General features: G+C 58.2%; 46 protein-coding genes and 1 tRNA gene. 20 read left to right on the top strand and 27 right to left on the bottom strand.

Features of this window, described 5'->3' with window-relative positions:
* Nucleotides 1–369: 369 nt before the first annotated feature.
* From WA367_RS13905 to WA367_RS13835, 15 genes are all read right to left on the bottom strand, one after another.
* Nucleotides 370–732, bottom strand: coding sequence for a hypothetical protein (locus WA367_RS13905; RefSeq protein ID WP_336057361.1), 363 nt, complete (start codon nucleotides 730–732; stop codon nucleotides 370–372).
* An 808-nt stretch (nucleotides 733–1,540) separates the two neighbouring features.
* Nucleotides 1,541–2,038: a hypothetical protein gene (locus tag WA367_RS13900; protein WP_336057360.1), complete on the bottom strand. Its 498-nt coding sequence runs from the start codon at nucleotides 2,036–2,038 to the stop codon at nucleotides 1,541–1,543.
* A 163-nt stretch (nucleotides 2,039–2,201) separates the two neighbouring features.
* The gene (locus WA367_RS13895; RefSeq protein WP_336057359.1) at nucleotides 2,202–2,537 is read right to left on the bottom strand and encodes a hypothetical protein; all 336 of its coding nucleotides are present in this window, start codon (nucleotides 2,535–2,537) and stop codon (nucleotides 2,202–2,204) included.
* 95 nt (nucleotides 2,538–2,632) lie between these two features.
* Entirely contained in the window at nucleotides 2,633–2,956 is a 324-nt protein-coding gene (locus WA367_RS13890; RefSeq protein WP_336057358.1) for a helix-turn-helix domain-containing protein, read from the bottom strand.
* Nucleotides 2,953–3,297 carry a hypothetical protein gene (locus tag WA367_RS13885; RefSeq protein WP_336057357.1) on the bottom strand — a complete coding sequence of 115 codons (345 nt, stop codon included), beginning with the start codon at nucleotides 3,295–3,297 and terminating at the stop codon, nucleotides 2,953–2,955. Before WA367_RS13885 ends, WA367_RS13890 begins: the two co-directional genes overlap by 4 nt.
* Nucleotides 3,298–3,377: 80 nt before the next feature.
* Complete coding sequence (locus WA367_RS13880; RefSeq protein ID WP_336057356.1) at nucleotides 3,378–3,575, bottom strand: hypothetical protein; 198 nt, start codon at nucleotides 3,573–3,575, stop codon at nucleotides 3,378–3,380.
* Nucleotides 3,572–3,934, bottom strand: a complete 363-nt coding sequence (locus WA367_RS13875) for a RusA family crossover junction endodeoxyribonuclease (RefSeq protein WP_336057355.1) — start codon at nucleotides 3,932–3,934, stop codon at nucleotides 3,572–3,574. The genes WA367_RS13880 and WA367_RS13875 overlap by 4 nt, the downstream gene beginning before the upstream one ends.
* Entirely contained in the window at nucleotides 3,931–4,728 is a 798-nt protein-coding gene (locus tag WA367_RS13870; RefSeq protein ID WP_336057354.1) for a DNA-methyltransferase, read from the bottom strand. The genes WA367_RS13875 and WA367_RS13870 overlap by 4 nt, the downstream gene beginning before the upstream one ends.
* 196 nt (nucleotides 4,729–4,924) lie before the next feature.
* On the bottom strand, nucleotides 4,925–5,284 hold the full coding sequence (locus WA367_RS13865) for a hypothetical protein (RefSeq protein ID WP_336057353.1): 360 nt from the start codon (nucleotides 5,282–5,284) through the stop codon (nucleotides 4,925–4,927).
* Complete coding sequence (locus WA367_RS13860) at nucleotides 5,268–5,564, bottom strand: hypothetical protein (RefSeq protein WP_336057352.1); 297 nt, start codon at nucleotides 5,562–5,564, stop codon at nucleotides 5,268–5,270. Before WA367_RS13860 ends, WA367_RS13865 begins: the two co-directional genes overlap by 17 nt.
* Nucleotides 5,561–5,929, bottom strand: a complete 369-nt coding sequence (locus WA367_RS13855; RefSeq protein WP_336057351.1) for a hypothetical protein — start codon at nucleotides 5,927–5,929, stop codon at nucleotides 5,561–5,563. Before WA367_RS13855 ends, WA367_RS13860 begins: the two co-directional genes overlap by 4 nt.
* Entirely contained in the window at nucleotides 5,926–6,105 is a 180-nt protein-coding gene (locus WA367_RS13850) for a hypothetical protein (RefSeq protein ID WP_336057350.1), read from the bottom strand. Before WA367_RS13850 ends, WA367_RS13855 begins: the two co-directional genes overlap by 4 nt.
* Nucleotides 6,105–6,365 carry a hypothetical protein gene (locus tag WA367_RS13845; protein WP_336057349.1) on the bottom strand — a complete coding sequence of 87 codons (261 nt, stop codon included), beginning with the start codon at nucleotides 6,363–6,365 and terminating at the stop codon, nucleotides 6,105–6,107. Before WA367_RS13845 ends, WA367_RS13850 begins: the two co-directional genes overlap by 1 nt.
* A gap of 261 nt (nucleotides 6,366–6,626) precedes the next feature.
* Entirely contained in the window at nucleotides 6,627–7,037 is a 411-nt protein-coding gene (locus WA367_RS13840) for a hypothetical protein (RefSeq protein WP_336057348.1), read from the bottom strand.
* A gap of 85 nt (nucleotides 7,038–7,122) precedes the next feature.
* Nucleotides 7,123–7,335: a hypothetical protein gene (locus tag WA367_RS13835; RefSeq protein WP_336057347.1), complete on the bottom strand. Its 213-nt coding sequence runs from the start codon at nucleotides 7,333–7,335 to the stop codon at nucleotides 7,123–7,125.
* Nucleotides 7,336–7,448: 113 nt separating this feature from the next.
* On the opposite strand from WA367_RS13835, the gene WA367_RS13830 reads away from it, so the two are divergent.
* Nucleotides 7,449–7,718: a hypothetical protein gene (locus WA367_RS13830; RefSeq protein WP_336057346.1), complete on the top strand. Its 270-nt coding sequence runs from the start codon at nucleotides 7,449–7,451 to the stop codon at nucleotides 7,716–7,718.
* On the opposite strand, the gene WA367_RS13825 is transcribed toward WA367_RS13830, so the two are convergent.
* Complete coding sequence (locus WA367_RS13825) at nucleotides 7,702–7,938, bottom strand: hypothetical protein (RefSeq protein ID WP_336057345.1); 237 nt, start codon at nucleotides 7,936–7,938, stop codon at nucleotides 7,702–7,704. The two genes, WA367_RS13830 and WA367_RS13825, sit on opposite strands and share 17 nt — an antisense overlap.
* 92 nt (nucleotides 7,939–8,030) lie before the next feature.
* Here WA367_RS13825 and WA367_RS13820 point away from each other — a divergent pair, with 92 nt between their 5' ends.
* Nucleotides 8,031–8,366 carry a helix-turn-helix domain-containing protein gene (locus WA367_RS13820; RefSeq protein ID WP_336057344.1) on the top strand — a complete coding sequence of 112 codons (336 nt, stop codon included), beginning with the start codon at nucleotides 8,031–8,033 and terminating at the stop codon, nucleotides 8,364–8,366.
* Nucleotides 8,367–8,462: 96 nt separating this feature from the next.
* Here WA367_RS13820 and WA367_RS13815 read toward each other — a convergent pair whose 3' ends face one another.
* Nucleotides 8,463–8,867 carry a helix-turn-helix domain-containing protein gene (locus WA367_RS13815; protein ID WP_336057343.1) on the bottom strand — a complete coding sequence of 135 codons (405 nt, stop codon included), beginning with the start codon at nucleotides 8,865–8,867 and terminating at the stop codon, nucleotides 8,463–8,465.
* 241 nt (nucleotides 8,868–9,108) lie between these two features.
* On the opposite strand from WA367_RS13815, the gene WA367_RS13810 reads away from it, so the two are divergent.
* The 17 genes from WA367_RS13810 to WA367_RS13735 all read left to right on the top strand — a co-directional run bounded on the left by WA367_RS13810 (nucleotide 9,109) and on the right by WA367_RS13735 (nucleotide 17,586).
* Nucleotides 9,109–9,426 carry a hypothetical protein gene (locus WA367_RS13810; protein WP_336057342.1) on the top strand — a complete coding sequence of 106 codons (318 nt, stop codon included), beginning with the start codon at nucleotides 9,109–9,111 and terminating at the stop codon, nucleotides 9,424–9,426.
* 37 nt (nucleotides 9,427–9,463) lie between these two features.
* Nucleotides 9,464–9,727 carry a hypothetical protein gene (locus tag WA367_RS13805; protein WP_336057341.1) on the top strand — a complete coding sequence of 88 codons (264 nt, stop codon included), beginning with the start codon at nucleotides 9,464–9,466 and terminating at the stop codon, nucleotides 9,725–9,727.
* 43 nt (nucleotides 9,728–9,770) lie between these two features.
* Nucleotides 9,771–9,971 (top strand): hypothetical protein, encoded by a 201-nt coding sequence (locus WA367_RS13800; protein ID WP_336057340.1) that lies wholly within the window; start codon nucleotides 9,771–9,773, stop codon nucleotides 9,969–9,971.
* Nucleotides 9,972–11,039: 1,068 nt separating this feature from the next.
* Nucleotides 11,040–11,552: a hypothetical protein gene (locus WA367_RS13795; RefSeq protein WP_336057339.1), complete on the top strand. Its 513-nt coding sequence runs from the start codon at nucleotides 11,040–11,042 to the stop codon at nucleotides 11,550–11,552.
* Entirely contained in the window at nucleotides 11,552–11,890 is a 339-nt protein-coding gene (locus WA367_RS13790) for a hypothetical protein (protein WP_336057338.1), read from the top strand. The genes WA367_RS13795 and WA367_RS13790 overlap by 1 nt, the downstream gene beginning before the upstream one ends.
* Nucleotides 11,887–12,120 carry a DUF551 domain-containing protein gene (locus tag WA367_RS18200; RefSeq protein WP_442935585.1) on the top strand — a complete coding sequence of 78 codons (234 nt, stop codon included), beginning with the start codon at nucleotides 11,887–11,889 and terminating at the stop codon, nucleotides 12,118–12,120. Before WA367_RS13790 ends, WA367_RS18200 begins: the two co-directional genes overlap by 4 nt.
* Nucleotides 12,121–12,343: 223 nt before the next feature.
* On the top strand, nucleotides 12,344–12,520 hold the full coding sequence (locus tag WA367_RS13785; protein ID WP_336057337.1) for a hypothetical protein: 177 nt from the start codon (nucleotides 12,344–12,346) through the stop codon (nucleotides 12,518–12,520).
* Nucleotides 12,517–13,248: a hypothetical protein gene (locus WA367_RS13780; RefSeq protein ID WP_336057336.1), complete on the top strand. Its 732-nt coding sequence runs from the start codon at nucleotides 12,517–12,519 to the stop codon at nucleotides 13,246–13,248. The genes WA367_RS13785 and WA367_RS13780 overlap by 4 nt, the downstream gene beginning before the upstream one ends.
* Nucleotides 13,245–14,048, top strand: coding sequence for an RAD52 family DNA repair protein (locus WA367_RS13775; protein ID WP_336057335.1), 804 nt, complete (start codon nucleotides 13,245–13,247; stop codon nucleotides 14,046–14,048). Before WA367_RS13780 ends, WA367_RS13775 begins: the two co-directional genes overlap by 4 nt.
* A 3-nt stretch (nucleotides 14,049–14,051) precedes the next feature.
* Nucleotides 14,052–14,435: a single-stranded DNA-binding protein gene (locus tag WA367_RS13770; protein ID WP_336057334.1), complete on the top strand. Its 384-nt coding sequence runs from the start codon at nucleotides 14,052–14,054 to the stop codon at nucleotides 14,433–14,435.
* Nucleotides 14,436–14,445: 10 nt separating this feature from the next.
* On the top strand, nucleotides 14,446–14,844 hold the full coding sequence (locus tag WA367_RS13765) for a recombination protein NinB (RefSeq protein ID WP_336057333.1): 399 nt from the start codon (nucleotides 14,446–14,448) through the stop codon (nucleotides 14,842–14,844).
* Nucleotides 14,841–15,050 carry a hypothetical protein gene (locus WA367_RS13760; RefSeq protein ID WP_336057332.1) on the top strand — a complete coding sequence of 70 codons (210 nt, stop codon included), beginning with the start codon at nucleotides 14,841–14,843 and terminating at the stop codon, nucleotides 15,048–15,050. The genes WA367_RS13765 and WA367_RS13760 overlap by 4 nt, the downstream gene beginning before the upstream one ends.
* Nucleotides 15,047–15,277, top strand: a complete 231-nt coding sequence (locus WA367_RS13755) for a hypothetical protein (protein ID WP_336057331.1) — start codon at nucleotides 15,047–15,049, stop codon at nucleotides 15,275–15,277. Before WA367_RS13760 ends, WA367_RS13755 begins: the two co-directional genes overlap by 4 nt.
* Nucleotides 15,277–15,630, top strand: a complete 354-nt coding sequence (locus WA367_RS13750) for an HNH endonuclease (RefSeq protein ID WP_336057330.1) — start codon at nucleotides 15,277–15,279, stop codon at nucleotides 15,628–15,630. Before WA367_RS13755 ends, WA367_RS13750 begins: the two co-directional genes overlap by 1 nt.
* A 116-nt stretch (nucleotides 15,631–15,746) precedes the next feature.
* Nucleotides 15,747–15,911 (top strand): hypothetical protein, encoded by a 165-nt coding sequence (locus tag WA367_RS13745; protein WP_336057329.1) that lies wholly within the window; start codon nucleotides 15,747–15,749, stop codon nucleotides 15,909–15,911.
* A 106-nt stretch (nucleotides 15,912–16,017) separates the two neighbouring features.
* Nucleotides 16,018–16,326, top strand: a complete 309-nt coding sequence (locus WA367_RS13740) for a hypothetical protein (RefSeq protein WP_336057328.1) — start codon at nucleotides 16,018–16,020, stop codon at nucleotides 16,324–16,326.
* A gap of 174 nt (nucleotides 16,327–16,500) precedes the next feature.
* Entirely contained in the window at nucleotides 16,501–17,586 is a 1,086-nt protein-coding gene (locus tag WA367_RS13735; RefSeq protein WP_336057327.1) for a tyrosine-type recombinase/integrase, read from the top strand.
* 33 nt (nucleotides 17,587–17,619) lie between these two features.
* On the opposite strand, the gene WA367_RS13730 is transcribed toward WA367_RS13735, so the two are convergent.
* From WA367_RS13730 to WA367_RS13690, 9 genes are all read right to left on the bottom strand, one after another.
* A tRNA-Pro gene (locus WA367_RS13730) sits at nucleotides 17,620–17,696 on the bottom strand.
* 132 nt (nucleotides 17,697–17,828) lie between these two features.
* Nucleotides 17,829–18,266 carry a DUF7282 domain-containing protein gene (locus WA367_RS13725; protein WP_336057326.1) on the bottom strand — a complete coding sequence of 146 codons (438 nt, stop codon included), beginning with the start codon at nucleotides 18,264–18,266 and terminating at the stop codon, nucleotides 17,829–17,831.
* A 110-nt stretch (nucleotides 18,267–18,376) separates the two neighbouring features.
* Entirely contained in the window at nucleotides 18,377–18,904 is a 528-nt protein-coding gene (locus WA367_RS13720; protein WP_336057325.1) for a MerR family transcriptional regulator, read from the bottom strand.
* Between the two features lie 93 nt (nucleotides 18,905–18,997).
* Nucleotides 18,998–19,324, bottom strand: coding sequence for an integration host factor subunit alpha (locus WA367_RS13715; RefSeq protein WP_336057324.1), 327 nt, complete (start codon nucleotides 19,322–19,324; stop codon nucleotides 18,998–19,000).
* 106 nt (nucleotides 19,325–19,430) lie between these two features.
* Entirely contained in the window at nucleotides 19,431–20,402 is a 972-nt protein-coding gene (locus WA367_RS13710; protein ID WP_336057323.1) for a beta-ketoacyl-ACP synthase III, read from the bottom strand.
* A gap of 9 nt (nucleotides 20,403–20,411) precedes the next feature.
* Entirely contained in the window at nucleotides 20,412–21,467 is a 1,056-nt protein-coding gene (gene plsX, locus WA367_RS13705; protein WP_336057322.1) for a phosphate acyltransferase PlsX, read from the bottom strand.
* 94 nt (nucleotides 21,468–21,561) lie between these two features.
* Nucleotides 21,562–22,125, bottom strand: a complete 564-nt coding sequence (locus WA367_RS13700; RefSeq protein ID WP_336057321.1) for a YceD family protein — start codon at nucleotides 22,123–22,125, stop codon at nucleotides 21,562–21,564.
* An 8-nt stretch (nucleotides 22,126–22,133) separates the two neighbouring features.
* Nucleotides 22,134–22,670 carry a ubiquinol-cytochrome C chaperone family protein gene (locus WA367_RS13695; protein ID WP_336057320.1) on the bottom strand — a complete coding sequence of 179 codons (537 nt, stop codon included), beginning with the start codon at nucleotides 22,668–22,670 and terminating at the stop codon, nucleotides 22,134–22,136.
* Nucleotides 22,671–22,724: 54 nt separating this feature from the next.
* The gene (locus WA367_RS13690; protein WP_336057396.1) at nucleotides 22,725–22,859 is read right to left on the bottom strand and encodes a hypothetical protein; all 135 of its coding nucleotides are present in this window, start codon (nucleotides 22,857–22,859) and stop codon (nucleotides 22,725–22,727) included.
* On the opposite strand from WA367_RS13690, the gene WA367_RS13685 reads away from it, so the two are divergent.
* The gene (locus WA367_RS13685) at nucleotides 22,819–23,340 is read left to right on the top strand and encodes an outer membrane protein assembly factor BamE (protein ID WP_336057319.1); all 522 of its coding nucleotides are present in this window, start codon (nucleotides 22,819–22,821) and stop codon (nucleotides 23,338–23,340) included. The genes WA367_RS13690 and WA367_RS13685 overlap by 41 nt on opposite strands.
* A 77-nt stretch (nucleotides 23,341–23,417) precedes the next feature.
* Here the strand turns inward: WA367_RS13685 and WA367_RS13680 are convergent, their stop codons facing one another.
* Nucleotides 23,418–25,550 carry a sodium-translocating pyrophosphatase gene (locus WA367_RS13680; RefSeq protein ID WP_336057318.1) on the bottom strand — a complete coding sequence of 711 codons (2,133 nt, stop codon included), beginning with the start codon at nucleotides 25,548–25,550 and terminating at the stop codon, nucleotides 23,418–23,420.
* Nucleotides 25,551–25,695 lie beyond the last annotated feature (145 nt).

Raw genomic sequence — 25,695 nt, 5'->3', positions numbered from 1 at the left:
TTAAATTCACCTAACTGTTTGATTGATAACTGTTTGGTTACTACCCGAACTCGCGAAGCATCTCTGCCTGCCGCTCCAGCCATTCAATGACCTCGCGGGCTGACATGCTCGTCATCATCAAGTTGATTGCACACTCACCGAACTGCATGGATTGTTCGCGCTTGAAGCGTTCTGCTGCTCTGTGCGCTAGTTCATCCAGTCGGGAGTGTTCTGGCATTGTCTCTTGCCTATGGTTTGGAGGCGGGTGCGAAAGGTGCAATCTCTCGGTTCATCATCATTCCCCGTAATGCATTTGCATTGTCATTGAGCGGCTTGGAGCATTCCCCGCATTTAACCTCTCTGCGCTTTGGAGAGGCACCGCTATGAGGTTCAAACCTTGTGCCGCCCCTCAACGCCACGAGCCATGCGGGCGCGGGTGCGGCTATGGAGCCAATGCTGTGCTTCCTCAATCTTTGTGAGTGCCAATGCGTTCTCACGGCACGAGAACGGGCCAGCCTGGAATGCGCGGAGGCGATCAGCCACAATTGCTAGAAGAACCTCATGCGTCAGACCATTTACACCCACTTCATTGATCGGGCCATTCTGAAACTGGATATCGACAGCCACGCCGCTGTCAGGATCGCCGGTCACGCGGTAATGGTGATTAGCTCCACCTGCCCCCGGCTCATCTAACACAACGAGGGCAAGGCGGTCGTTCGCTGCGTTTACAACATGCTCAGTGATCGTGCGCATATGTCACGTCCTTTCGATTAGTCTGTTTGGATTTGTCCCCCGATATTAGCCTATTTACCGCAGGACACCCTCGGGAGCGGGGCAGCGTTCGTGTCAGGACGGAAGGTCGGTCGGCTTTGGGGGCCGATGCATCCAGGTTCGCCGCGTTGCTAGCGTGCGGCTTACTCCCAAGCCTTCATCTCGATGACAGTAGCTTTTGCCGTCCTGATTGAGATGACCCCACGCCCGCTAGCCTCACGGATCGCCATGTTCTCATGACTGGTATGCAATGCAGTGACCGGGGTCTTGTTGAGGTAGCCCGCTCTCGCCTGCTTCTTCGCTACGAGGCTTCTGTGATGTTCAGGGAGGCGGGCTGTTCTTGAATTGGATATGCCAGTTACCAGCTTCTGGCGTCACTGTTACGCCGTGACGGTGCGCTCTGCTTGCGAGGGCGGGACGCTACTCCCGCTCTAAGATGCCTCTGGCGCGTATCACGGCATTACCCGGTTAGGACATCTCACATGCCTGCGCGCTTCTGCTTTCAGCGCCGCCTCGCAACTCACACTGCCATTTGGCAGAAACCAGGGCGAGCGGCCCGAAGACCGCCGCCGGGTGAACCCTACTTGCTAGGTTGTGCCTAGTTTCAGGTTCGAAGAAGAAGACCCGCCCAGAGGCGCATCAGGCCGGAGCACAGAGAGGCGGGGCGGGATAGGCCACACAGACTATAGCGCGCTGCCTGTGCGGCTTGAAACTCGTACCGGCGCAGAAAGCGCCATCTAACATTAATGACTTCCGTAGCCTGATTTGTGACCAATGTCAAGTTATAACATCACCGCTGTTTCTTGCCCTTCGAAAAGTGCCTGTTGAGAACATTCGCAAGCGCCTTCACCGACCCAAGCAGATACGGCACCCGCTCCTTGCGGATCACTGCAAAATCGAGCGCGGCCCAAAGGTTGCTGGACCGGTCACACTGTTGCGCCTCGCGGATAGCGTCACGAATACCGCCTTCACCTGTCCAGCGTGCCTTTGCCATCCTCACCCATTCCTTATGGGCTCCCTCGTCGCCTGTGCTGCCATTATGGCCGTCATAGTACGCTCCTGGCGCACCAATGGCCTTGAGGTAATCGTTGTGCGCCTCCTGACAGCTTAGGAGCGCGTAGTATTGGGCTGTTGAAAGCGAGTGTTCAGGCTGGCACTTGTCGAACTTCTTGCCCTGCCCTGCGGCCTTCTTTGCTTCATCTTTCCAGTTGATATAGGCGAGATGCAGCGTGCCTAGATACGACTCCGCGTCTTGGCTCATTGCCTGCTCAATCGTGATCTGGCGCATTCTTGCCCTCGCTTCCAATGCCAGTTTGCTTGCTGGCTCCTTTGAGCGGCTTTTGCGCCCGTTCGGTTCTCTTGCTACCCCTTCCTCACGCGGTCGCCCACGCTTGGCCTTTATCTTGAGTGAGCGTGTTCTTGCCTTGGTCATTGCCCTCGTATCCCCGCCGCTAATCTTTCAGGCCAAGAAGTTCGTTAAGCTCTTCCTGCCAATAGAACCTGCGCCTACGTCGATATTCATTCTCAATGAACCGGTTCAGCATTCGCGCTTTCTGGGCTGGGGCAACTGACCGCAGCCCATCCAGACGGGAGCGTTCGACAGTCTCCAAGCGTTCTCGACGCTCCATCGAATCCAGCTTCTTCGTCTCTTCATCTTCCCCGAGAAGCCGAGCCTTGAGGCGCTTTATCTGTTTCGCCTTCCAATCATCGTTACCGCCTGCACTCTCAACGCCAGTAGAACCGATGGTTGAGACCCTCGGAATATACTGGGTGGCGTTCTCAGCCACTCCCTGCGCCAGTGTCGGTCCAGAAGCTACAGCCCCGCCTAGGAAGCCTAGAAACCCTCGTCTTTTCATCTCGTATCCCCGCCGCTTGGATCTGGTTAGTACCCTGCTATTCCGTGCCGTCTCCACGCTCGCAGAACACAGGTGTGGTCGCGATCCCCGAATAAGCGAGCCACACGCACCGAACCGATGCCCGGATGCACCCGTTTGATTTCGGCCATGGCGCGGTAGCGGCTATCAACAATCTTCCGCCTCCGGCTTTCCCCGACGAGATCGGCCAAGGTCAGCCCGTCCTCATGTGCGACGCGGGTTGCGATATCGATCGCGCGCACCTTGTGAGATTGCGAAGGACCGCCGAGCCGCTGGATCAGCGAAGAGAACCGAACGTCCGCCTTCATCGTGAGTAGTGCTATATTGTTCATGCTCCCTGCCCTTTTTGTTCTTTCTGAAATTCGCCGTTTTCCCATCGTCTTGAGAAATGGTTCTTGGGGAGGACGGCACGCTGCTTCATGGGAACGACGTTCTCACTGGCCTGCGCTTGGCTGGCATGGAGGCGTGACTGATACTCTCGCCAGAGTTCTGCGCCATCCTCGTAAGCCCTGCGGTTGAGCCACGTCGAAGCATGGACGCGGAAGTCTCCTGCATTGCCGCCATTGTGCAGGAACCACTTTGCACCATCGGCCATGTCCTGCGCATCTGCACCGTAAGACACATGCCTGTAGAACTCGTCGCGGGCCGCGCCCCTGCCATCGTTCTTGTTCATGTTAGGACGCCATGCAGCCCAAAATTCGCGGAAGGCTTCGCACTCGTCTGCCTTGGTTGTTGGTCTTGCTCTTTGTCTGGTCATGCTGCCTCGTCCTTCTTCCGGTTTGCCGCCCGCTCATAGTCAGCAGAGGCTTGCTTGAGTGCGGCTAGGTTTGCCTCTTGATCTTCAACTTCATGACGAGGGCGCTTTGTCCCGTGGTCGCGTAGCCATGTTTCCTTGCTCCAGATCATGCGCTGTAAGCGGAAGGCCATTTGCTCGTGAGGGATGCGCTTCATGCTGCCATCGCCTCTTCTGCTGGCTGGACAATCACCACGCATTCAGCGTCTAGGCCCGCATCCCACTGTAAAGTTATGCGCTCCGCGAGGCAGTCATCCTTGACCACGCCATGCGTAACCAGGAGGTCACTCACCACCTTCTCGATATTGCCGAGATCCCTGCGGCGCTTGTCTGGCCTGCGTGCCGCTATGTGAAGGCTGTAGGGGCCAAGAGCCTGCCGGTGCGCATCCTTGATGCATGTGCCTGCCAGTTGCTCCCATGCGCGATATGCTGCCGTCTTGTGGCGACCGCGCTTGTTGCCTCCATTGGCATAGGCCGCATTGATGCTTGGCGGGTATGGCAGGGATATGCGGATCATGCTGCCTCCCCGCCGAAGAGGCTTTCCTGCTTAGGGGATTCTGCTTTTGTTCCTGCAAAGAGATCTGGTCTTGCCGCCGCATCACGGATGCGCTTCACCGCGATCTCGAAATACGGCTCGTGCAGTTCAATGCCGATGAATGGCCTACCCATACGCACTGCCGCAACGCCTGTACTCCCCGCACCCATGAATGGGTCCAGAACCGTTCCCCGCGTCCATTCCAAGATCGCCGCCATCAATTGAACCGGTTTCTCAGTCGGATGATGTTCATTTCCGGTTCGCGGTGCATGAATAACGTCAGACGGACGCGCCTTTGGGAAATCATGATTGGGGCCGGGGTAAAACGCAGCTACCTCCGTCTGGCGTCCATGTTCGTGCGCAAGGTCGCCCATTGACCAGTTGTTCTTTACCCATGTCACAAGCGACTTTGGTTTTGGAATGTCGCGCAGGTTATCCCACCTGCAGAACACGTATTTTGAATGACCGGCTTCGAGTCCGCAGGCCCACTGGAGCAATTCGGTCTCGCCATCGCCCGCAATTGCCTCGTGCTTCACGGCCCGGTGATTGCTGCGAAACGCCATTCCAAATGGAGGGTCTGTAACAACAGCGTCGAAGCCCTCTAAGACCGGGACAATAGCCGTCGAGTCCCCAAGATACAGCGTCACATCACCAATGCGCTCGACGCGCTTCCATGGATCTTTTTCCGGCCAGTGCTTATCCCCGCGCTTGCGCTTGGCTTCTACCGCCGCGAAATAGCTGTCGTGCGCGTCTTTCTTTGGATCGTAATCAGCCATCACACCCACCCCGCGAGCCAGCAGAGGCCGTAAAGCACCGCGAACAGAACAGGTGGCGCACAAAGGCAAACACCTATCTCTCTTGATGTGGGATGATGCTTGTTGAAGTAGCTCATGATCCCCAACCCCTCAGTCCTCGGCTTCCGGCAGAATCCATGCCGCGAAGTCTCGCCACCACATGCTCTTGTCGCGGTGTCTATGCGCTCGCTTGCGAGCCCAAGTAGCGATCCTGACGCGCATCGAGTGCGGCAAGTGTCGCATCCAGCTCAGAAAGCCGCTCACGAAGTTCCCGTTGTTCACGCTTTGCCTCTTCAAGCTTGGCCAGACGCAGCACTTCCGCTTCTTCCGCATCAATGCGTCTGGCAGTCCCTTCCCAAATCGAACGCGCCCGCCGCTCTGTGAACGGCTTCTGCACCTTCGGTCCCATAAAACGATAGGCGGCATAGATCGCGGCTTTCGCGGCCCCATAGCGGGCCTTTGGAAAGGCTTCGCGCATCAAGTCGCTGTAATAGGCCGTGTCACTCATCGCCTTGTCCTTGTCACGCTGTGACAACACCTTGCGTCTCCTTCGGTCTACGGTTGTTCTCGTAGACGAAAGGAGCGTTAGAGAAATGATCGACATAGGCGCAGATGCTGCTCGACTGCTGCGAACTCTTGAACAGCGCAAGCGCCTGGTGGGTGGGGTTTCGGGCGTCCCAAAACAAAGGCCCGAAGAGATTCCGAATACGCGCTATGCCCTCGGCGCGTTTGTGCAGGGAGGCGGATATCCCCGTCCTCGTCTTAGCCGCCTCCCTGCGCTCAGGCTTGCCGCCGCAAATTGCAATGAGAGAGTTCATGCCGCATTCCTCCGCTCGTGACGAAAGCTTTGCGGCTTGCGCCCCTCGTACCAAAACATGACGCGAGGCGGCTCTTGATAAGCGGCGAGCGTCAGCGGGTTATTCTCCCGATACCGACGCGCTGCTTTACGTATCGTTTTGCCAGTTTGGGTGGCCGTGTCCACAATGAGAAGGCGACCCAGATGATCCGGTGCCGGAGACCCAAAAGGGATGAATGGAACGCGAAGGATGTGGGATGCGTAAACAGCCGCGACGGCACCAGACCTGCCGGGGCCAGTCACACACCCCACCTCTGCGAAATCACCTTGCAGAAGCAAGCGCTGTAACCGTAAGCGGAACTCAATCTCCGTCACGACACGGTTCATAGCGCCCTCCTGCCGGTAGTGGTGGAGAGGCATATCGCCGCGAAGAAGAACGGCCACAGGATTACCGCCAGAACAGCGCGAGCAACCGGAACAGGCCGCTCAAGCGTGTAGTAAAGCAGGCAGGCCGTTGGAAGAACGCCAACGAAATAGAGATATGACGCGACAAGCCAAGCCATCAAAGCTGCTCCGCTTCTTCGACGGTCAACGTCTCGCTGGTGATGTGCTGAAACCGCGTGATGGTGCAGGACACAAGGCAATCCCAATGTGGGCCGCGTTCGATCAGGTCATGCACTTCCGCGATTTCATTGACATAGTGCGTGATATCCAGCGGGCCGCTTTCCGTGCGGTAGACGATAAACACCTTCCAGCGCTTCTTCCCCTGGATCTGTCCAGCGATCTTTCCCATCACCAGTACCTCGCTTTGCTGACGGTCCACGGCGAATACAATTCCGAGCAGGCCGGTCGGTCATCACGGATTGGGGTCGCCCCCGCATCTGCATTGGAAACCCGCTGCAATGCGGTTTCTCCACCTGCTCGGATACTGCCGATAACAAGGCGGAGTGACCTTGCTTTCCCGCTTGAAACACGTTCGGCAGTGGAAGAAGTGGCACCGGAGGCCGGGAGGAAAGCCCCCGGTGCGCGGTCAACCGTGGGGAGGTGGCCACGGTTATTCGTGTTGGCTGGTGAGAGGGTCATGTTAGCGGCCCTCTGCTTTGGAAACAGCGGCAGAAGCGCGGCGAAGGTCGCCAATGGTCACGACGATCTTGACGGTATCCCCGTCTCTCCAAGTGGGGTCATCTGCACGGCGGTCTTGCGCGTGATCTGCGAACGTCTTGAGCGCTTCCAGCAGATCGGGTGCAGCGGCTATGAGGCGGGCGTTGGCTTCTCGGTTCTGCCCCTCGTATTGAGGCTCGTATGTGCCGCGCCCGTCTTCCCACTCCGCGCTACCCTTAAGTTCGCAAATGCTGTTCCACGAGTCGCCGGTGAGAACCTGGAAACCGAATTTAGATGCCACCCACGGCCCAGGAGTGTGCTTTGCGCGCTCCTCAGCCAGCGCCTCCTGATAGGCAGCTTCATTGATGAACATGCTCTTGGAGAGGTTGCTCATGCCGCGTTCCTCCGCGCTATGAATGCAAGGATGGTGATGAAGGGAAAGGCCAATAGGTCGGTGAAGGTGATAGCGTCAGCGTATGTCATCGGGACGCCTCCAGAACGGAGTAGTACTTGCGGTATTTGGGGCAGATGCGCTTGACGGCCTCACCCTCGTGTCCGGTGTCCTCAAGGATGCGGCACACGCTGGCAATCTGCCCTATGCGGATGCCCCCCATTTTGGAGTAATGGTTCATCACCACCACCAGAGCGACGCAGAGCGCTACGGCACATAAGCGCAGGAAAACACTGGTCATTGGACCACCTCGCGAGGTGTAACCGGCCAGTTAACTAAACTTTTAAGAAAATCTGACGGAACCCAAAGCCATGCTAGCCTTGTTTTGTTTGCGAGGAATGAGAGGAGGCAAGCATGGTCAAGATGATCGAACTCACGCCAGTTCAAGACACCTACATCGATGGCATTGGAAGCGTGGACCAGATAGCGCGTGGCGTCTTCCGGTTCACCTTCTACAGCATCCAGAACGACCCATTCACGGGCGGTACGCAGCGTGTCGTGGTGGCAAAGAATATCTGCGCTCTGGAGAACGTCGTTCCGGCGCTTGTGGTTTGCGCGGATGCCATCGGCTGGCAACTCACCGGAGAGGTGCAGGCTATGAAGCGATTTATGCAGCAGCATTAGCTTTCTTCCTCCCCTTTATCTCGAAGAAGTCGCTGGCCGTGACTGCGCCCCGCGTGACAGCGGTCAGCGCTTTCATGGCATCCCAATCGGGCCGCGTTTCCATCCGACGCCAGCGGCTGATCGTGGAGCGGTCGCGTACAACGCCCGTCTCCTTCTTCATCTCCGCAGACAGAGACGAGTCGGATTTCTTGGTCAGGGTCATGTATTCAGCGAGTTTCATGCTGATATGTGTACCACCTACACGGTGAATGTCAAACACAAATGTGTATCGGGCGCTATAGACGTTATTTTTCAACGGGATAATCTGGATTTATGCCAGCCGTGAAGAAACCGCGCCGCACTTGGCGCAAGACATTTTTGAAGGAATGGCGCTTGTATCGTGGGCTTTCCCAGGAACAGGCGTCCTTGCGTCTGGATATGGACCGCTCGAACTTGTCCCGCGTGGAGCGCGCCGAAATCCCCTACAGTCAGGGGCTTCTTGAAGCAGCAGCGGAAGCCTACGCTTGCGAGCCGTGGGATCTGTTGAACGTGAACCCGCTTGTTGAAGGCGAGGTCATCGACATTTCCAATATGCTCAAGAACGCCAGCCCAGAAGAACGCGCCGAGATTATCGGTTTTGCGAAAGGGCGCTTGAAGGCTGCAAACTAGCCAAATCAATTGCGTCTAATTTTTAGACTCAAGATATATGGTCTTTATCTTTCTTACTCCGTAAGGAGTATATAATAGAGACCGTATATCTACCGTCTAATTTTTAGACTCAATGGTTTTGCGCTTCCGCCTCCCCTTGGGCGGGTTCTTCATCTGCTTTGGAACATACGGTGTCGCACGATCACGCGTCCATTTCCCATTGCCATCAAACGGCATGGAGTAGTGCGTTCCTTCCGCATGATAGCGCCTCGTCCTGATGAAACCGGCTTCCTCCAACTCGTTCAAAGCCTTCGCTATTGTGCCACGGCTCATGTGCGCGTTCTCCACAAGCCACTTGTAACTTGGGTGCACTTCCTCGCGCTCATCAGGCTGTAGGAACGTCGCGAAAAGCAACCCGAGCCGCACCGCGCTAGGGCTTACTTCCGCGCATCTGGCGATCTGATACAGCCAGTCAACGCGGTTCTCATTCCAGGTTTTCACATACGGGTCTATCTGCGTCATAGGCCGGTTGTATGCGCTCCCCGCTTCACAAGCAAGAAATTTCGTGCACGGCATACACCGATTTTAGTTGACAACGATGTGTATCTGGTTCACATTCGCGATTGTCAGAAGCCGATATGGCGCTGGGAACACCAGTCTAGCGATGGAGGCGACGATGCGAACGAGGCGGAGAAAGCCCGCCTGAGAGAGTGACGGGGCGCAAATGCCCCTCCTCTCAACAACGACACGAGAGGACGACGCAATGAAGTCTCTTGCAGAACAACACCCGGAAGCATGGGCTGCGATCGAGAAAGCGGGATTCACAAGCTTGGCCGAGATGGCGCGGCGCATGACCGCTCCCGGAACCATGGACGCGGCGCTTGGATACGCATCTGCGGCTCACAAGTGGAACAAGGGCCGCATGCCTGGCGCAGGAGCAGAGCGCAGAGCCGCAGAGTGGCTAGCCCGTACGAAAGCACCCGCAGATTCCGACATGCTCATAGTGGTGTGCCCGGAAGGTGTTTCGCCAAAGGCACGAAGACTCCTGACCGTCCTCGGCTGCGAAGTCGAAGCGCTCTAGCACCCTAACCCTCAACAGCAGACGAGAGGACGACGCAATGATCAACATCAAGCAGACCAAAGCTGGCGACATCACCATTCGCATCCCACGGTCGTATCTGCGCTATGCCGTGAGCATGGCGGAGTTCCTGCCGGAAGGCACGCGCGTCACGAATACGAAGGCATTCTCCGATGCCATTGTCCGCAAGCTGGAGTGCCAGGAGGAAGACGGAACTACGCCCGTCCATCTGATGCTCGATGGAGCCATTGATCGCGCATTTGAGGATGGCGAGGAAGGCATTCATTGCCCTGACTATGACTGAAGCCGCCTAACCCGTCTCAACAACGACACGAGAGGACGACGCAATGAAGCGCCCCAGCTACCGCCACGCTATCGCTTGGCTTGCCCATAACGACGATACGCAATGGCTGAATGATGAAGACCCAATTGAGAGCGTTTCGACTGCGCTGGTAGCCGACTTGTTCGGAGTCGATGTTGAGCGCGTCACCCGCGACTTGCGCCGGTTCATCAAGCGGACAGCCAAGGACGCACGTTCCGCGTCCTAACCCTCAACAGCAAACGAGAGGACAGAGCAATGAGCATGTGGTGGCTACAACCAGGATGGACTGAAGCGTGCTGCTCAAGCTGCGGGGCAAAAATCTGGCCCGAGGGAGACCCTGATTGGGGTTTGTGCTGGCCCTGCATGCAGCACCAGAGCGAAGCGCAGCAGCATGAGCAAGAGGAAGAATCTCGCTACCAGCACGAAATGGAAGAGATGGAACGGCAGTACAGGCTCGAATCTCTTTCCAAAGCCACAGGAGAACAGTCATGACCATCACCATCGACCAACAGCGCCTTGCTGAAATAACCAAGCTGGATAAGGGCTCACATGACTCAATCAGCGCGGGCGTCTGCGCAATGGAGGCAGCAGCTTACATCGCTGGTGAGCCGTGGTCGGATCAACCGCAATGTGTTTGCCCTGTGATCGCGGCTTTTATGCGCTCATGGAACGACGCTCTGCCGGACATTGAACGCACGGAGCTTTTGTTGCCTCTGATCACCAAGACAGTGGGGACGCGAGGCAGCGCTGAATTGGCTGAACGCCGCTCGCTCATGGCTGCTGATTGGCTCGTTCGTGTCAATACCCCTGCATGGCTCAGGCTGGCAGGTCTGAACACTCACGCAGATAATCTCGCCGCACTGCCGGAAATCACAGACATGGCACAAGTCCCGTCCATTCGCGGGCCAATCGAGGCTGCGCGTAAAGATGCTGACGCGGCGAGGGGCGCAGCGAGGGACGCAGCGAGGGGCGCAGCGAGGGGCGCAGCGAGGGACGCAGCGAGGGGCGCAGCGTGGGCCGCAGCGAGTGACGCAGCGTGGACCGCAGCGTGTGACGCAGCGTGGGACGCAGCGGGGGTCGCAGCGTGGACCGCAGCGTGTGACGCAGCGGGGGTCGCAGCGTGGACCGCAGCGTGTGACGCAGCGGGGGTCGCAGCGTGGACCGCAGCGTGTGACGCAGCGAGTGACGCTCTAAAGCCTACGACGCACGAATTGCAGAAATCAGCCGTCACTCTTGTGGAGCGCATGTGCGCGCTAACCGAAGAGGATATCCGCCCCGCCACAGGAGAACAGTCATGAGCCAGTTCAAGCCGATAAGCGAGTGGATCGCGGAGGGCGTGAACCCTGTGGGGTATGTGGACAAGGGCGGCGCACTGCTGGTTCACGTCAGTATCTCCAGCGCCACTTATGACGCGACGATGCAGCTGCAAGACGGTAGCTATGAAGATGGATTTGCCCTCTCCCACCCCGTCGCACCACCAGCACGGAAGCGGGTGAGCGATGAAGAGTTGTTGTCCCGGTACGTCTGTTTCACCGGAGAAACAAACGGCAGCCCTGCGGAAGCAGAAGAGAGGCGCGAATACTACCGCACCCAAATCCTCCAGCGCATGAAGGGACCGACGCGGGGAGAGGTGAGGCCGCTTGACCTGTCAAACCTTTTGAAGCACGCATTTCTTTCCGGGGTAGTTGCAGCACGTAACATCCCCGGTCACGAAGAATGCATCGGCCCCGAACTTTGGCCTGACTACGACCCGACAGCGTGCCCGGCGTATGACCGCATCCTATCCATGTTCCCGGAGGGCGAGTGATGCGCGTCACCTACGAAGCAGACCTGCGCACAGCAGCCGGAAGCGTATGGCTCCCTGACTATGCGTGCGACCTGATCGTCTCCCCAGATTGGGACAATGGCGAACCATGCCTTTCTGTCGATGATGTTCTTGTTGACGTGTCCGGTTATCGCGAGCCGTCCAATTACATCTCGATGCTAGGCGGGGAAGCTGACCCGCTCATGGCGCAAGTTGGTCAAGCCATTCAGAAGCAGGCGGAAGAAGATGACGCGCTTCTGGCACGGGTTCTCGCAGAAGAAGGCATCTACTGGATAGGCGGGGCTAACAACCCTGATGGCCGGTGGAGGGTCGCGTCATGAAGTGGCAACCGATTGAAACAGCGCCGCAAGACGGGAGCGTAATCCTTGTCTATCGATCAGATGCAGGTGTCTTCGCGGCGCATTACGTTGAAGAAGACGCCCACTTATCTACCGCACTCAACCCTCCAGAGGGCAATTGCTATTGGTTCTCTACCAGCGGGGAAGACCTAACGGGTGACATGCCAACACACTGGATGCCGCTTCCTTCGCCGCCGGAGGATAAGCCATGACCTCCCAAGCCCTAGACCGCCTCGTTCGTCACATCATCGCGGCAACCGTCGCAGGACAGACACAGCTAGCCCAAGAGCTACGCAAGGAAATGGAGAAGTCCAATGCTTGACTATCTCGCAAGCCGCAGAGCCACCATTGAAGGCACGCTCACGGACGTAATCAGCGGCATTGCGATTGTCGCCTTCACCTTCATCGCTGCGGCTTATCTGGGAGCGCTGTGACATGAGCAAGATCGAACGTTTCCTGGCAGAGGACTACAAGAACAGCGCTTTGGAATGCCGCCGCTTTGCCCGAGTCCTTCTTCGCTGGGGAAGGCCGAACGCGCACCGCGAATGGATGCGCCGTGCAATCCGCTACTGGAAGAACTTCAAGCACTACAGCAGGAGGGCCGCAGTATGAATGTGGCAGTCGCGACAATCGGGCATAACCGCAGCCCGTTCGAACTCTCCAAAGAGGAAATTGAAGACCTTTATGGCGAAGCCAAAAACTGGATGGACGGCGAGCCTATCGCCAGCCAGGAGCGGGCCGATATGGTTCAAAAGCTTCTGCGCGATATCCAGAAGGCGAAGAAGGAAGCAGACGAGCGCCGCAAGGAAGAGGTCAAGCCTTACGACGAGGCTAAGGCTGAAATTCAGGAGCGCTATAACACGCTCATTGGCAAAACCAAGTCTGTAACCGGCATAGCCATTCTTGCGGAAGAAGCCTGCAAGGAAGCCCTCGCCCCTTGGCTGGCGAAGATCGAGGAAGAGAACCGCCGCAAGGCCGAGGAAGCCCGCAAGGAAGCGCTAGCGAAGCAGCAGGCCGCAATGGAGGCCATGCAGAACCGCAAGAGCCTCGAAGACCGCGAGGCGGCAGAAAGAGCCGTGCAGGAAGCCAAGGCGGCAGAAGCAGAAGCACGCAAACTGGACAAGGCGAAAGCGTCTGCAAAGGGCGCAGGACGTGCCGTCACCTTGCGCGATTACTACGAGGCGCACGTCACCAACGAAGTCGAGTTCGCCCGTTGGCTCTGGACCGCGCATCGCGTTGAGATGACCAACTTCCTTCAAGTCATGGCAGCGAAGCTTTGCAGCGCAGGCATTCACAAGATGCCGGGTGTGGACGTGAAGCACGAGCGGAGGCCGGTATGACCTTTTCAGACGAGCAGGTAAAACAGCTTCAAGCCAAGCTGGACCCGTCGCACATCAAGCCGCCGTCACAGTACGGGCCAAAGGGTGATTATCTCGAAGGCTGGTTTGTTATCGCGGAAGCCAATCGCATCTTTGGCTTTGATGGCTGGTCTTATGAGGTGGTCGATAGCCGCCCTGTTTCAGAAGCCCCGCGCAAGATCGGTAAGCAGCAGCGTGACGGATGGGGTGTGACCTATACGGCCAAGGTTCGTGTGGTTGTGAACGGTATTGTTCGCGAGGATTGCGGAGCTGGTCACGGCTATGATGTGGACGTGGGCCTTGCTCATGAGAGCGCGGTCAAGGAAGCCGTCACGGACGCTTTGAAGCGCGCCCTACGCACATTCGGCAATCCATTTGGCTTGGCTCTCTATGACAAGACGCGGGCCAATGTGGGACCGGCTGAAAGCGAGCCAGCAAAGAGCGAAACTCGCACCACCGACCAGCGCACCTTTACTGGACGCAGGGAGTCCGAACAGCAGTCGCAACCGAAGGCCAGCAGCGCAGCGCAGAAGCGTGGGCTTGAGGAAATCGAGCGCGAATTGCTCGACTGCAAAAGCGTCCCTGCCGTCATGAACTGCGCAAAGGCATGGAAGCACATTTTTGAGCGGGACGGGTGGTCGCAAGACTTCATCGACTTGGCCCGCGACAAGTTCAACGCACGCAAGGGCGTCCTCAAGGAAGCCGAGGCCGCAGACGTGTTTCCAGGCGACATGCCGTCACCGACCGGCAACCCACTAACCGACAACTACATGGCAGGATAAAACATGAAGACGATTGTTATCGCAGGACGCACCGGCAAAGACGCTGAATTGCGCCACACGCAAGATGGAACCGCCGTCCTACAGTTTAGCGTAGCCGTGGATGATGGCTATGGCGACCGCAAGAAAACGCTTTGGTTCGATTGCAGCCTGTTTGGCAAGCGCGGCCAGTCTCTAGAAAGCCACTTGCGCAAAGGCTCGCAGGTGACTGTCAGTGGCGATTTCTCCACCCGTGAGCATGACGGGAAAACCTACATGCAGGTGCGGGTGAATGACCTCACCTTGCAGGGCGGCAAGCCGTCAGAAGACCGCGCACCACGCCAGGAGCCAGAAGGCAGCTATGGCGGGGCACCGGCTGACTTCGATGCAGACGCAGAGATTCCATTCTAGGGGCTGACCAATGGCTAGAGCGCTCGTCGTAATCAACTCCCAAGCCGCAAGGCAGAAGGTCGCCACATGGGCCGCGAAAGCCCCGTGGGGAACCCGCGTGGAGTTCAAAGAGCAAAAGCGCACAACGGAGCAGAATGACCGGATGTGGGCGATGCTGACCGATGTGGCGCAGCAAGTCGATTACCACGGCATGAAGCTTTCGCCCGATGACTGGAAGCTGATCTTCATGGACGCGCTCAACAGCGAAATGCGGATCGTGCCGAACTTGGAAGGCACCGGCTTTGTGAATCTTGGCCGGTCTTCCTCGAAGCTATCGAAGGCGGAAATGACGGACTTGATCGAACTGATTTTCGCATACGGCGCGAAGTACGGAGTGCGCTTCAACGAGCCGAAGGAGCAGGCAGCATGACTGATTACCCAATGAACGGCGCACCCTTCACCACGGAACGGGTGATCCACGAAACCTACCGCTGGAAGGTGTACCACCCGAAAGCGCAGAAGCAGCTCAAGAAGACAGGCCGCTGGCAGAAGATGGAGTGGCACGGCGACTTCTTCAAATGGGCGAATTGTGACGAGCCGGAAGGCACGCTCGTTCAAGAGGAGCCAGCAGCATGACCAAGACACTCAGCGTCACAGGCTACATTCGCCGCGCACCATCAGATCCATATGCAGAAGCACGGGAGCGCAAAACAAGGCAGCTACAGGCGGAAGTGCGAGAGATGAAGCGCAAGGCCCGCCATGAGCGCGCATTGAAGCGATTGCAGGAGCGTCTTGTGAAGGAACTGGACGAGGAACTGTCCAAGCAGCCGCCTTCCTTCTGGCAGACATTGGGGCTGGTGTGATGGGTAAGCGCCTGGAGTTCTCCCGCAAGGTCAAGCGCCAGATCATCGAGCGTGCAGGCGGATGCTGTGAGCGATGCAGCGCCAAGCTTAAAGCCGGTGAAGGCGAGGTTGACCATATCCTTCCCTCCGAGCTTGGAGGCGAGGCCACGCCGAGTAACGGACAGCTTTTGTGCCGTCCGTGTCACCGCGAGAAGACCACGCGCGACGTTCGCATGATCCGCAAATCTGACCGGATGCGCGACAAGCACACCGGCGCAATGAAACGCAAATCCAGCTTTGGCCCTCCGCATTTGAAGAAGAAGATTTCCGGCGAAGTGGTCGATACGAGAACAGGCGAGGTAGTGGGACGATGAACATAGAGCAGCTTGAAGAAGAGATCACTTGCACATGCGGCGCAGGGCACGGGAGCTTGGAAGGACACATGCCTTGGTGCGATTGGACTGAAAGCAACGTTGCTGTGGAACCGACCATGACACGCGAACAGAAGCTTGAGCAGGCCATTGAGAAGCTGCTCGCCTGCCCCGCTATTGCGGATGGCAACCACAGCGAACCCGCATGGGGCTGCAAGGAAACGGCGGAGGCCGAAGCATTCGCCCGCGCCGCCCTCGAAGCCGCTCAGGGAGGGGAAGGATGAGCATGTTCTGGACCATCTGGTTGATTGCGTATCTGATGTTCCCGGTCGCGGTCGTGGCTCTTGGTGCTGCTGAACTGATCGCCGCATCATTAAAGGAAGAGGAAGGATGAAGCCGACACCACCGGACGTGTACACGTTCACCACGCCGCAGAAGACTGCGAATGAAAAGTTCAGCACAGGAACAAGTGCCGGGAACCTCGCCCTGCCGAGAGGCTACCGCATTCTAGCGCCCGGAGAACTGTGCACGGAGACATTGGAGAAGGCTGCACAGGTGGCTGACCAGTACAGCACGAAGCCACTTGTGGCCGCTAAGGGCTGGGATGACGAGCAGAGAGATTACCACGAGACAGGGCAGCTTGATGCGTCCTTGGCTATAGCCGCCGCCATCCGTTCATTAAAGGGAGGGAGCGAGTGACGAAGCCCCTCCGACACCGTCGCTGCGAGATTGAAAACGCAGCAAGAATTGCGGCTGACATGGGCCTGCCTGTGCGGCTGGAAGCAGACGGCGCGATAACCATCCTGCCGAAAGACACTGTTGACAAAAAAGAGAAGGCCATAGGCAATAGCCTCTCCGCGTGGAGGGAGCGCCATGGTGAAGGTCGAACTGGTGGGCGTGCATAGCGTCAAAAAGCGGCTGGCAGACGGGTCAGTCAAAACCTACTACTACGCATGGCGGGGCGGGCCAGCCATCAAGTTCGACCCTGCAAAGGAGCGGCGCAAGTTCACGGAAGAATACCTGCGCCTCACCCGCGAGCGTGACGACGCGCCCTATCAAGGCTGCATGGCTGAAATTATTCGCGGCTATCTCAAATCGCCGCATTATCGCGATCTAAAACCGTCCACACGCGAGGGCTATGACTTCGCCATTCGAGCCATAGAGTCCGAATTTTACGACATGACGGCAAAGCAGATATCCGCGCCAGGAACGCGCTCCATCTTCCTGCAATGGCGCGACGAGATGGCAGAGACGCACAAGCGTAAGGCAGACCTATATATGAGCGTCCTCCAGAGAGTCCTTTGGTACGCGCTCGACCGTGAGATGATCGAGAAGCACCCGCTGGAGCGGGTCACGAAGGTCAATGACGGCACGCGCCGCGACATCATCTGGTCAGATGACGATATCGCCACGTTCAAGGCAAAAGCGCGAGAACCTCTTGTCAGAGCGTTGCTGCTGGCTGCGTGGACCGGGCAAAGGCAGGGAGATTTGTTGGCGCTGACGTGGAGCGCGTATGACGGCCATGCGATCAGGCTGCGCCAATCAAAAACAGGCGCGCATGTTGCCGTGAAGGTATCGGCGGAACTTAAGAGGATACTCGATAGTGCTAAGGCAGTGAACGCCAAGCAGGAGACGCCAGCCGCGACGATACTGACGAACCGAAGCGGGCAACCATGGGGAAGCGGCTTCAAATCATCATGGCGTAAGGCCATGGCAGCAGCAGGCATTGAGGGAAGGACCTTCCACGATCTGCGCGGGACGTTTGTCACCCTTGCCTATCGCAATGGAGCGTCCATCAGGGAAATAGCGGAGATCACAGGGCACACGGAGAAAGACGCGGAAACGATCATCCGCAAGCATTATCTCGTTTCGAGCGCGGCTGTGGAAAAGATCGAATCGAGAACGCTGACTGTAAACCAAGGCGAATTTAGTAAACTGGCGAGCGGTGATAATGAATAACTCACCCGTAACGCCTTGTAAATCAAGGGAAAATGGTCGGAGCGGCGGGATTCGAACCCACGACCCCTTGACCCCCAGTCAAGTGCGCTACCGGGCTGCGCTACGCTCCGAACCGCGCAAATCCCTATAGATTCGAACCTGTGGGCGCAAGTACAAAACGAGTTTTCCGCGTGAAAAGACCGAAGAAGGTCAGGGCTTGAGGCGGGCCGGTGCAGTGGCCAGCCCACCTCTCCCGCCAATAATTACTGAAGCGGAACGTTGATCGGGCCGTCGGCACCACTGGCGGGGGTATCCACGTCCGTTGAGCCGGGGCCGAAGTCGTAGGTGTCGTTGTCGTTGGTCTCGTAGTGCAGCATCAGGGTGATGCCGCTGGCGGGATCAAGTTCCCCGTCTGCCTCGATCGAAAGATCGGAGGTTTCACCGGGCTCCACGCGCATGTGACCGAGAGATTCCGGCGGGGCGCCCTCACCACTGTTGTGAATGACGACATAGGCCGGCTGGTTGGTTGTGACCGACACGCCGGTGATCTTGTTGCCCTCGATCATAGCGTTGGATACGTCGATGGCGGGCATCATGTCGGTCATGTTGTTGTCATTACTGTTGGTATCCGGCGAGGTCTGCGCGAAAGCGGAGCCCGCCAGAACAACGGCTGCAGCAGCCGTAATCATCAGGTTTTTCATGAAAGTTCCTCCTAAAGACGCGGGCCTCGTGGCACTCGCGCCTAAAGAGAAACTGGTAAAGCCGGTTCACCGTTCCCGCCTCACGCAGTCGTGATGGCCGGCGGTCAGTCTCAGCGCACCTGATCAAGAAGGCGTTTGCACTCCAGCAGGTCAAAGAGCGCTTCCTGGAGAAGCGCGCGGTTTTCCCGCGTCAGCTTCTCGCCATCCTTTACCGGCCCTTCCTCGTCGCCGCGCGAAAGACCGAAAAAGCGGCGGTTCGGCTTCACCTTTGGAGTGCCGACGAGCATTTCCTCGTCGCCGGACTTTTCACCCTTGGCTTCGGCTTCGGCAATCTTCTGGGCGGCGATGGCCTCTACTGCCGCGACATCGCCGCGGCCGATGGCCACAACGAACTGGTTGCCGTTCTCGCGCAGGAGCTTCTGCACACCCTTGATGGTGTAGCCCTGATCATAGAGCATGTGGCGGATGCCCTTGATCAGCTCGACGTCCTGCGGGCGATAGTAGCGCCGACCGCCGCCGCGCTTCATGGGCTTGATCTGCGAGAAACGCGTTTCCCAGAAACGCAGGACGTGCTGCGGCAGGTCGAGTTCTTCCGCGACCTCGCTGATGGTTCTGAATGCGTCGGCGCTCTTCTCCATCCAACCTGCTCCTCGTGACTATGCGACTCAAGCCCTTACAGGCTGATCATCTGGCAGCAGCGGGCGGGAGAAGGCAAGATGGCGGGTAAGGCTTCAGGCCTTGCCGTTCAGCTTCTTGCGCTCCTGATGCGCTTTCAGGATCTGGTTCTTCAGCACATTCGATGCCTTGAATGTCATGACACGGCGGGGAAGAATCGGGACTTCCTCGCCGGTTTTTGGATTGCGCCCAACCCGCTCATTCTTGTCGCGCACCTGAAAGGTGGCGAAGGATGAGAGTTTCACGGTCTCGCCACGCACGATTGCATCGCAGACTTCCTGCAACACCATCTCGACGATCTGAGACGATTCGGTGCGCGACAGGCCGACCTTGCGGTAGACCGCCTCGGCCAGATCGGCACGCGTAACAGTCTTTCCCCCCATTCGGCCCAAACCTTCGAAACTATTGAAATTTTCAATGACGGAGCGACGTTAAAAAATTCAATGGAATAGGTCAAGAAGTGTTGCAACCTGTGATTCGCAACCAAACCTACCAGCGCAGGAGAACAGCTCCCCAGGTGAAGCCGCCGCCCATGGCCTCAAGCAGAACCAGGTCACCTTTCTGAATGCGTCCGTCGGCCACGGCATGAGAAAGTGCCAGCGGAACGGATGCGGCGGAGGTATTGCCGTGAAGATTGACGGTGATGACGACCTTCTCTTCCGCGATGCCAAGTTTCTTTGCGGAGGCATCGATGATGCGCTTGTTTGCCTGGTGCGGCACGAACCATTTCAGGTCGTCCGCCGACAGCCCGGTCTGGTCGAAGACGTTCTCGATCACATCCGTGATCATGCCGACGGCGTGCTTGAAGACCTCGCGGCCTTCCATGCGCAGATGGCCGATGGTGCCGGTGGTGGATACGCCGCCATCCACATACAACTTTTCCTTGTGAGAACCGTCGGAGCGCATGCAAGAAGCCAGAATGCCCGTGTCGTCGACCGTTCCTTCGCCTTCCTGTGCTTCGAGAATGACAGCGCCAGCACCATCGCCGAAAAGAACGCAGGTGGTGCGGTCTTCCCAGTCGAGAATGCGTGAAAAGGTCTCCGCGCCGATTACAATGGCGCGCTTGGCCTGGCCGCTGCGCAGATACATGTCGGCAGTGGAGATTGCGTAGACGAAGCCGGAGCAGACAGCCTGCATGTCGAAGGCGAAGCCATGCGTCATGCCTAGCCGCTTCTGGATCTCGACGGCAGTCGCCGGGAAGGTGTTGTTTGGCGTCGAGGTGGCGAGGATGATCAAATCGATGTCGTCTGGCGTCATGCCAGCGGCATCAAGGGCCTTGCGTGCAGCTTCCTCGCCAAGCGATGCCGTGGTCTCGTCATCACCGGCGATATGACGCTGCTGAATGCCGGTGCGCTGGACAATCCATTCGTCGCTCGTATCGATGAATTTCTCGAACTCGGCATTTTTCATGACCCGGCGCGGCAGAGCCGAACCAACGCCGCGCACGGCAGACCTGATCATCCTGTTACCTCAAATGTTAGTCGCCGCCTCACCCGACACCGGGCCGGGCTTGCGTGCATGATAGAGGTCGAGCGTCGTTCTGGTCTTGTCGAACAGACCGGCCTTGACCATCTCGTAACCCAGTTCGACGGCAGCGGCGAAGCCTTCATCATCCGCGCCGCCATGGCTCTTGACCACCAGGCCCTTGAGCCCAAGGAAAACGCCGCCATTGACCTTGCGCACATCCATCTTCTCGCGAAGGCGCGAAAAAGCGCCACGCGCAAACAGATAACCAATGCGCGACATCAAGGTTGCGCCCATGGCCTCGCGCAGATAGCCGCCAATCTGGCGTGCGGTGCCTTCCGCGGTTTTCAGGGCGATATTGCCCGAAAAGCCTTCGGTGACGACAACGTCAACGGTACCTTTGCCAATGTCATCGCCTTCAACAAACCCATGATAAGACATGGTGTCGAGCGCGGCTTCGCGCAACATGCGACCGGCCTCGCGCACCTCTTCCTGGCCCTTGATCTCTTCCACGCCGACATTCAGAAGGCCCACGGAGGGACGTTCCACATCGAACAGTGCATTGGCCATGGCAGCACCGAGGATGGCGAAATCGACAAGCTGCTGAGCATCCGCGCCAATGGTCGCGCCAACATCCAGGACGATGCTTTCAGAGCGTGCCGTCGGCCAGATTGCTGCAATGGCGGGACGGTCGATATCGGCCATGGTGCGCAAGCAGAATTTCGACATGGCCATCAGCGCGCCGGTATTGCCTGCGGAAACGCACACATCCGCCTCGCCCGCCTTCACCGCCTCGATCGCTTTCCACATGGAGGACTTCCAGCGCCCCTGGCGAAGCGCCTGGCTGGGCTTGGCATCCATGCGTACGGCAACGTCGCAGTGGTGAAACTGGCTAACGGCGGCAAGGCGCGGCATCTTCGCCAGCACGGGCTCGACGGCCTCGGAGCGACCGAAGATGACAAAGCGCGCATCCGGCCTGCGCTCGGCGACGCGCTGCAGGCCCTGCAGTGTAACCTCAGGGCCGTGGTCGCCGCCCATTGCGTCAATCGAGATGCGTATCACGCGAGAAATGCCTCACTGTCTGGCCCCCGGAGAAAGTGCGGCGAAAATAGCGTTTTTGCGCCACGGCACAACCACCCTTCTGTCGCAGAACACTTCAATGACGGTTTTGCAGTTTCTTGAGCTGTTCATAAAGAGGGCCGGAGCCTTCCTGCTCTTCCGTTTCCTTGTTCTTGGGCGCGGGAACACTCGCACCGGGTTTGCGCGGATAAGGATCGATCTCCAGCGCGAAAAACTCCTCGACCAGATGGCCGACATTGACCGAATCGCCGGTGAAGGCCTCCGGGATGTCGTCGCCCTCGGCCTCGACGACAATCTCGCCGCCTTCAATATCATGGCGACCGATGCGTGAACCTTCGGGGATGAAGATGCCCGAGACTTCTGTCTCGATCCGGCTTATCATCGGCTCCAGCGTGACGACACATGTCTGCTCGATCTCGGCGGAAAGCGTTCCGCTGATCCGCACGCCTTCACGCTTCCACGGCTTTGCCAGAAGTTCCGCGTAATAGTTTTTCACCGAGACAAGATCATGGCGTTCGGCCAGTTCGTTGCGGTTCTTTTCGTCCAGTTCGATGAGCACGGTCTGGCCGCGCGCTGGCAAGCGGTTCACCTGCAGCGGAAAAGAAATGGAGTTGGTCTTGTGGTCGAATTTCGTAGTCATGTCTCTGCTCAGGCCGGTTCCGGAAAGGCGATCTTGCCGGACTGGATATCCTCATCCGGCGTCGCCACCAGCGCTTCATGCGCCTTCAATACGTAGGACGCGAGGTGGCTTGCTTCATCCCAATCTTGTGCATCGGGCCGCAAATTGCGCTTCAGTGCGGCGGCAAGCGCCGCTTCATCGCCCGCATCGATTGCGTCTCCATAGGACGAAAGCCGCCCGTAGAACATGCGCGCCAGCTTCTTCATGCGCTTGGGCACGCCCATGTCGCCAATGCCTAGTTCGCGCAGGGAATGGTCCACATCCTTGAAGAACTGGTCGGTGACCTCCTGGCCGATATCGGCAAGCGCGCCCTCGCGACCACGAATGCGATGGAGGAACAGAAACAGATGCAGCGACAGCATCTCGAAGCGTCCGAGCGGAGTGTCGGGCACCTGCCATTCGGCATAAGGCACCGGCTGCCGCGCCGCCGCCACGATCTCGGCATAGAGCCTATCCACGACCGCACGCCGGTTGCGGCGGGCAGTGCCTGACAGCCATTGCAGCATATCGTATGGTCTCCTAATTCCGCGATGCGGGCCTCATCTGGCCCAAAACCGCGGTCAGGCGGTCAGTTGCATCGGCACGCAAGCTGGTTTACCGCTTTTGCCGACAGGTTCAAGTTCGCTTTCCGGTCCCGGCCGAATAGCTTTGAGGATGGAGATGTTGTTGCGGGTGCGTAAATTCAACAGGAACATTGTGGCCCGAAATCTTTTCGTGCTCACTTTCGCAGCTGGCGCGATGGCGCTTGCAGGCTGCAGCAATGTGGCGGGAACGCTTGATGCGAAGGAAACGCTGACACAGGGCTATGTGATCGATCAGGACTCGCTCGACCTCGTTCCGGTCGGCTCGAGCCGCGATCAGGTGCTTTTGGCACTTGGCACGCCCTCCACGACAGCGACCTTCGACAACGAGGTTTTCTACTATATTTCTCAGAAGCGCGTGCGTAACGCCGCCTTCATGCGGCCCCGGCTGGTCGACCAGCGCGTTCTGGCCGTCTATTTCGGCCCCGATCAGCGCGTCACCCAGATCGCCAATTACGGCATGAAGGACGGCAAGCTGTTCGACTTCATCTCCGAGACGACACCGACCGGCGGGCGTGACCAGAACTTCCTGGCGCAGATGATTGCCGGCGTGGCGGCAGGCGGTGCTCCGTCCAATCCGCTGGGCGTGCAGTAGTCTCAAGATATTCCGAACATGCAAAAGCCCGCGATGCACTGGCATTGCGGGCTTTTTCTTTCATGGCACTTGAGCGGCTAGTGCGCGAGCACAGCCAGAAGCAGAAGCGCGATGATATTGGTGATCTTGATCATCGGATTGACTGCGGGGCCTGCCGTATCCTTGTAGGGATCACCCACCGTGTCGCCGGTCACGGAAGCCTTGTGGGCTTCCGAACCCTTCAGATGCTTGGTGCCGTCCTTGTCGACGAAGCCGTCCTCGAAGGATTTCTTCGCATTATCCCAGGCCCCACCGCCGGCGGTCATGGAAATTGCGACGAAGAGGCCTGTCACGATCACACCGAGCAGCATTGCGCCCAGTGAAGCGAAGGCATGGTTCTTGCCTGCGATCAGATAGATGATGCCGAACACTACCAGGGGCGACAGCACCGGCAGCAGTGAAGGCACGATCATTTCGCGGATGGCCGCCCGGGTCAGAAGATCCACGGCCCGACCATAATCGGGCTTCTCGCGCCCTTCCATGATGCCCGGCTTCTCGCGGAACTGACGACGCACCTCCTCGACGATGGCGCTGCCCGCGCGTCCGACGGCTGTCATGGAAAGACCGCCGAACAGGAATGGCAACAGGCCACCGAAGAGAAGACCGACCACAACGAAGGGGTTGGAGAGCGAAAAGTCCACGCTCACGCCCTCGAAAAATGTTCCGGGCTCAGCATTGGCGGCGAAGAATTTAAGGTCCTCGGTATAAGCGGCGAACAAGACCAGGGCACCCAGACCGGCTGAGCCAATTGCGTAGCCTTTGGTCACAGCCTTGGTGGTGTTGCCCACCGCATCCAGCGCGTCTGTCGTCTGGCGCACTTCCGGCGGAAGATCAGCCATCTCGGCAATTCCACCGGCATTGTCGGTGACGGGGCCAAAAGCATCCAGCGCGACGACCATGCCCGCCAGGGCAAGCATTGTGGTGACCGCAATCGCGATGCCGAACAGGCCCGCCAGGAGGAAGCTTGCGATGATGCCCGCAATGATGACGATTGCCGGCAGTGCAGTCGCTTCGAGAGACACGGCCAGACCCTGGATAACATTGGTTCCGTGACCCGTGACGGATGCCTGACTGATGGAGCGCACCGGACGGTAGTCGACGCCGGTATAGTATTCGGTGATGACGATGATGAGGCCTGTGACAGCGAGGCCGATGACACCGCAAAGCAGAAGATCCAGACCGGTGAAGCTGGTTTCGTTGCTGGCCTGGAACTCCGTTCCCATACCCAGCCAGAACATGATGACCAATGCGATGGCAATCAAAGACAGCACCGCGGTGGCCCAAAAGCCCTTGTATAGCGCACCCATGATCGAGTTGTTGGTGCCAAGCTTCACGAAGAATGTGCCCGCAATCGAAGTCACGACGCAAACGGCACCAATGACAAGCGGGAACAGCATCAAGGTCGTTGCCGCTTCGCCAGCGAAGAAGATCGAGGCGAGGACCATGGTGGCGACAACAGTCACGACATAGGTCTCGAACAGATCGGCCGCCATGCCCGCGCAGTCGCCGACATTGTCACCCACATTGTCGGCAATGGTGGCGGGGTTTCGCGGATCATCCTCCGGGATACCCGCTTCCACCTTGCCGACCAGATCGCCACCGACATCGGCACCCTTGGTGAAGATGCCACCGCCCAGACGGGCGAAGATGGAGATAAGCGAAGCGCCGAAGCCGAGTGCGACAAGCGCATCAATCACGAGGCGGTCGGTGGGAGCGTTGCCCATCGGGCCGATCAGCACCCAGAAATAGACAGAGACGCCGAGAAGCGCGAGGCCGGCGACGAGGAGACCGGTTATCGCACCGGACTTGAAGGCGATGTCGAGACCTGCCGCAAGGCTGTTTGCGGAAGCCTGAGCGGTTCGAACATTGGCCCGCACCGAAACATGCATGCCGATGAAACCGGCGGCTGCGGAGAGGACCGCACCGATCAGAAACCCGATCGCCGCACTGGCGCCGAGCAGCCACCAGGCGATGGCGAAGACGATGATTCCAACAATTGCGATAGTGGAGTATTGCCGCGTCAGATAGGCCTGCGCCCCCTCCCGGATTGCGCTGGCGATTTCCTGCATGCGTGCATTGCCCTGATCGGCGGCGAGCACCGATCGTGTAGCCCAAATGGCATATAGGACAGAAAGCAGGCCGCAGGCGATGACGACGTAAAGCATGGTCATTGCCGATTATCCCCTGTTTGTTAGGCCCGCCGGACCTCCCCCCGGGCCACCGAAGACGGACCGGAAAGACGTGACCGGCCCACCGAACTGTTGCGGAGAAACAGGTGCGCGTCAATCTGTGCTGCGACGTTTTGCCCCAACTTCG

Source organism: Nitratireductor sp. CH_MIT9313-5 (assembly GCF_037029545.1).
Lineage (GTDB): Bacteria > Pseudomonadota > Alphaproteobacteria > Rhizobiales > Rhizobiaceae > Chelativorans.
The sequence above is the reverse complement of the archived record's forward strand: the minus strand, read 5'-3'. Positions and strand labels throughout refer to the sequence as shown.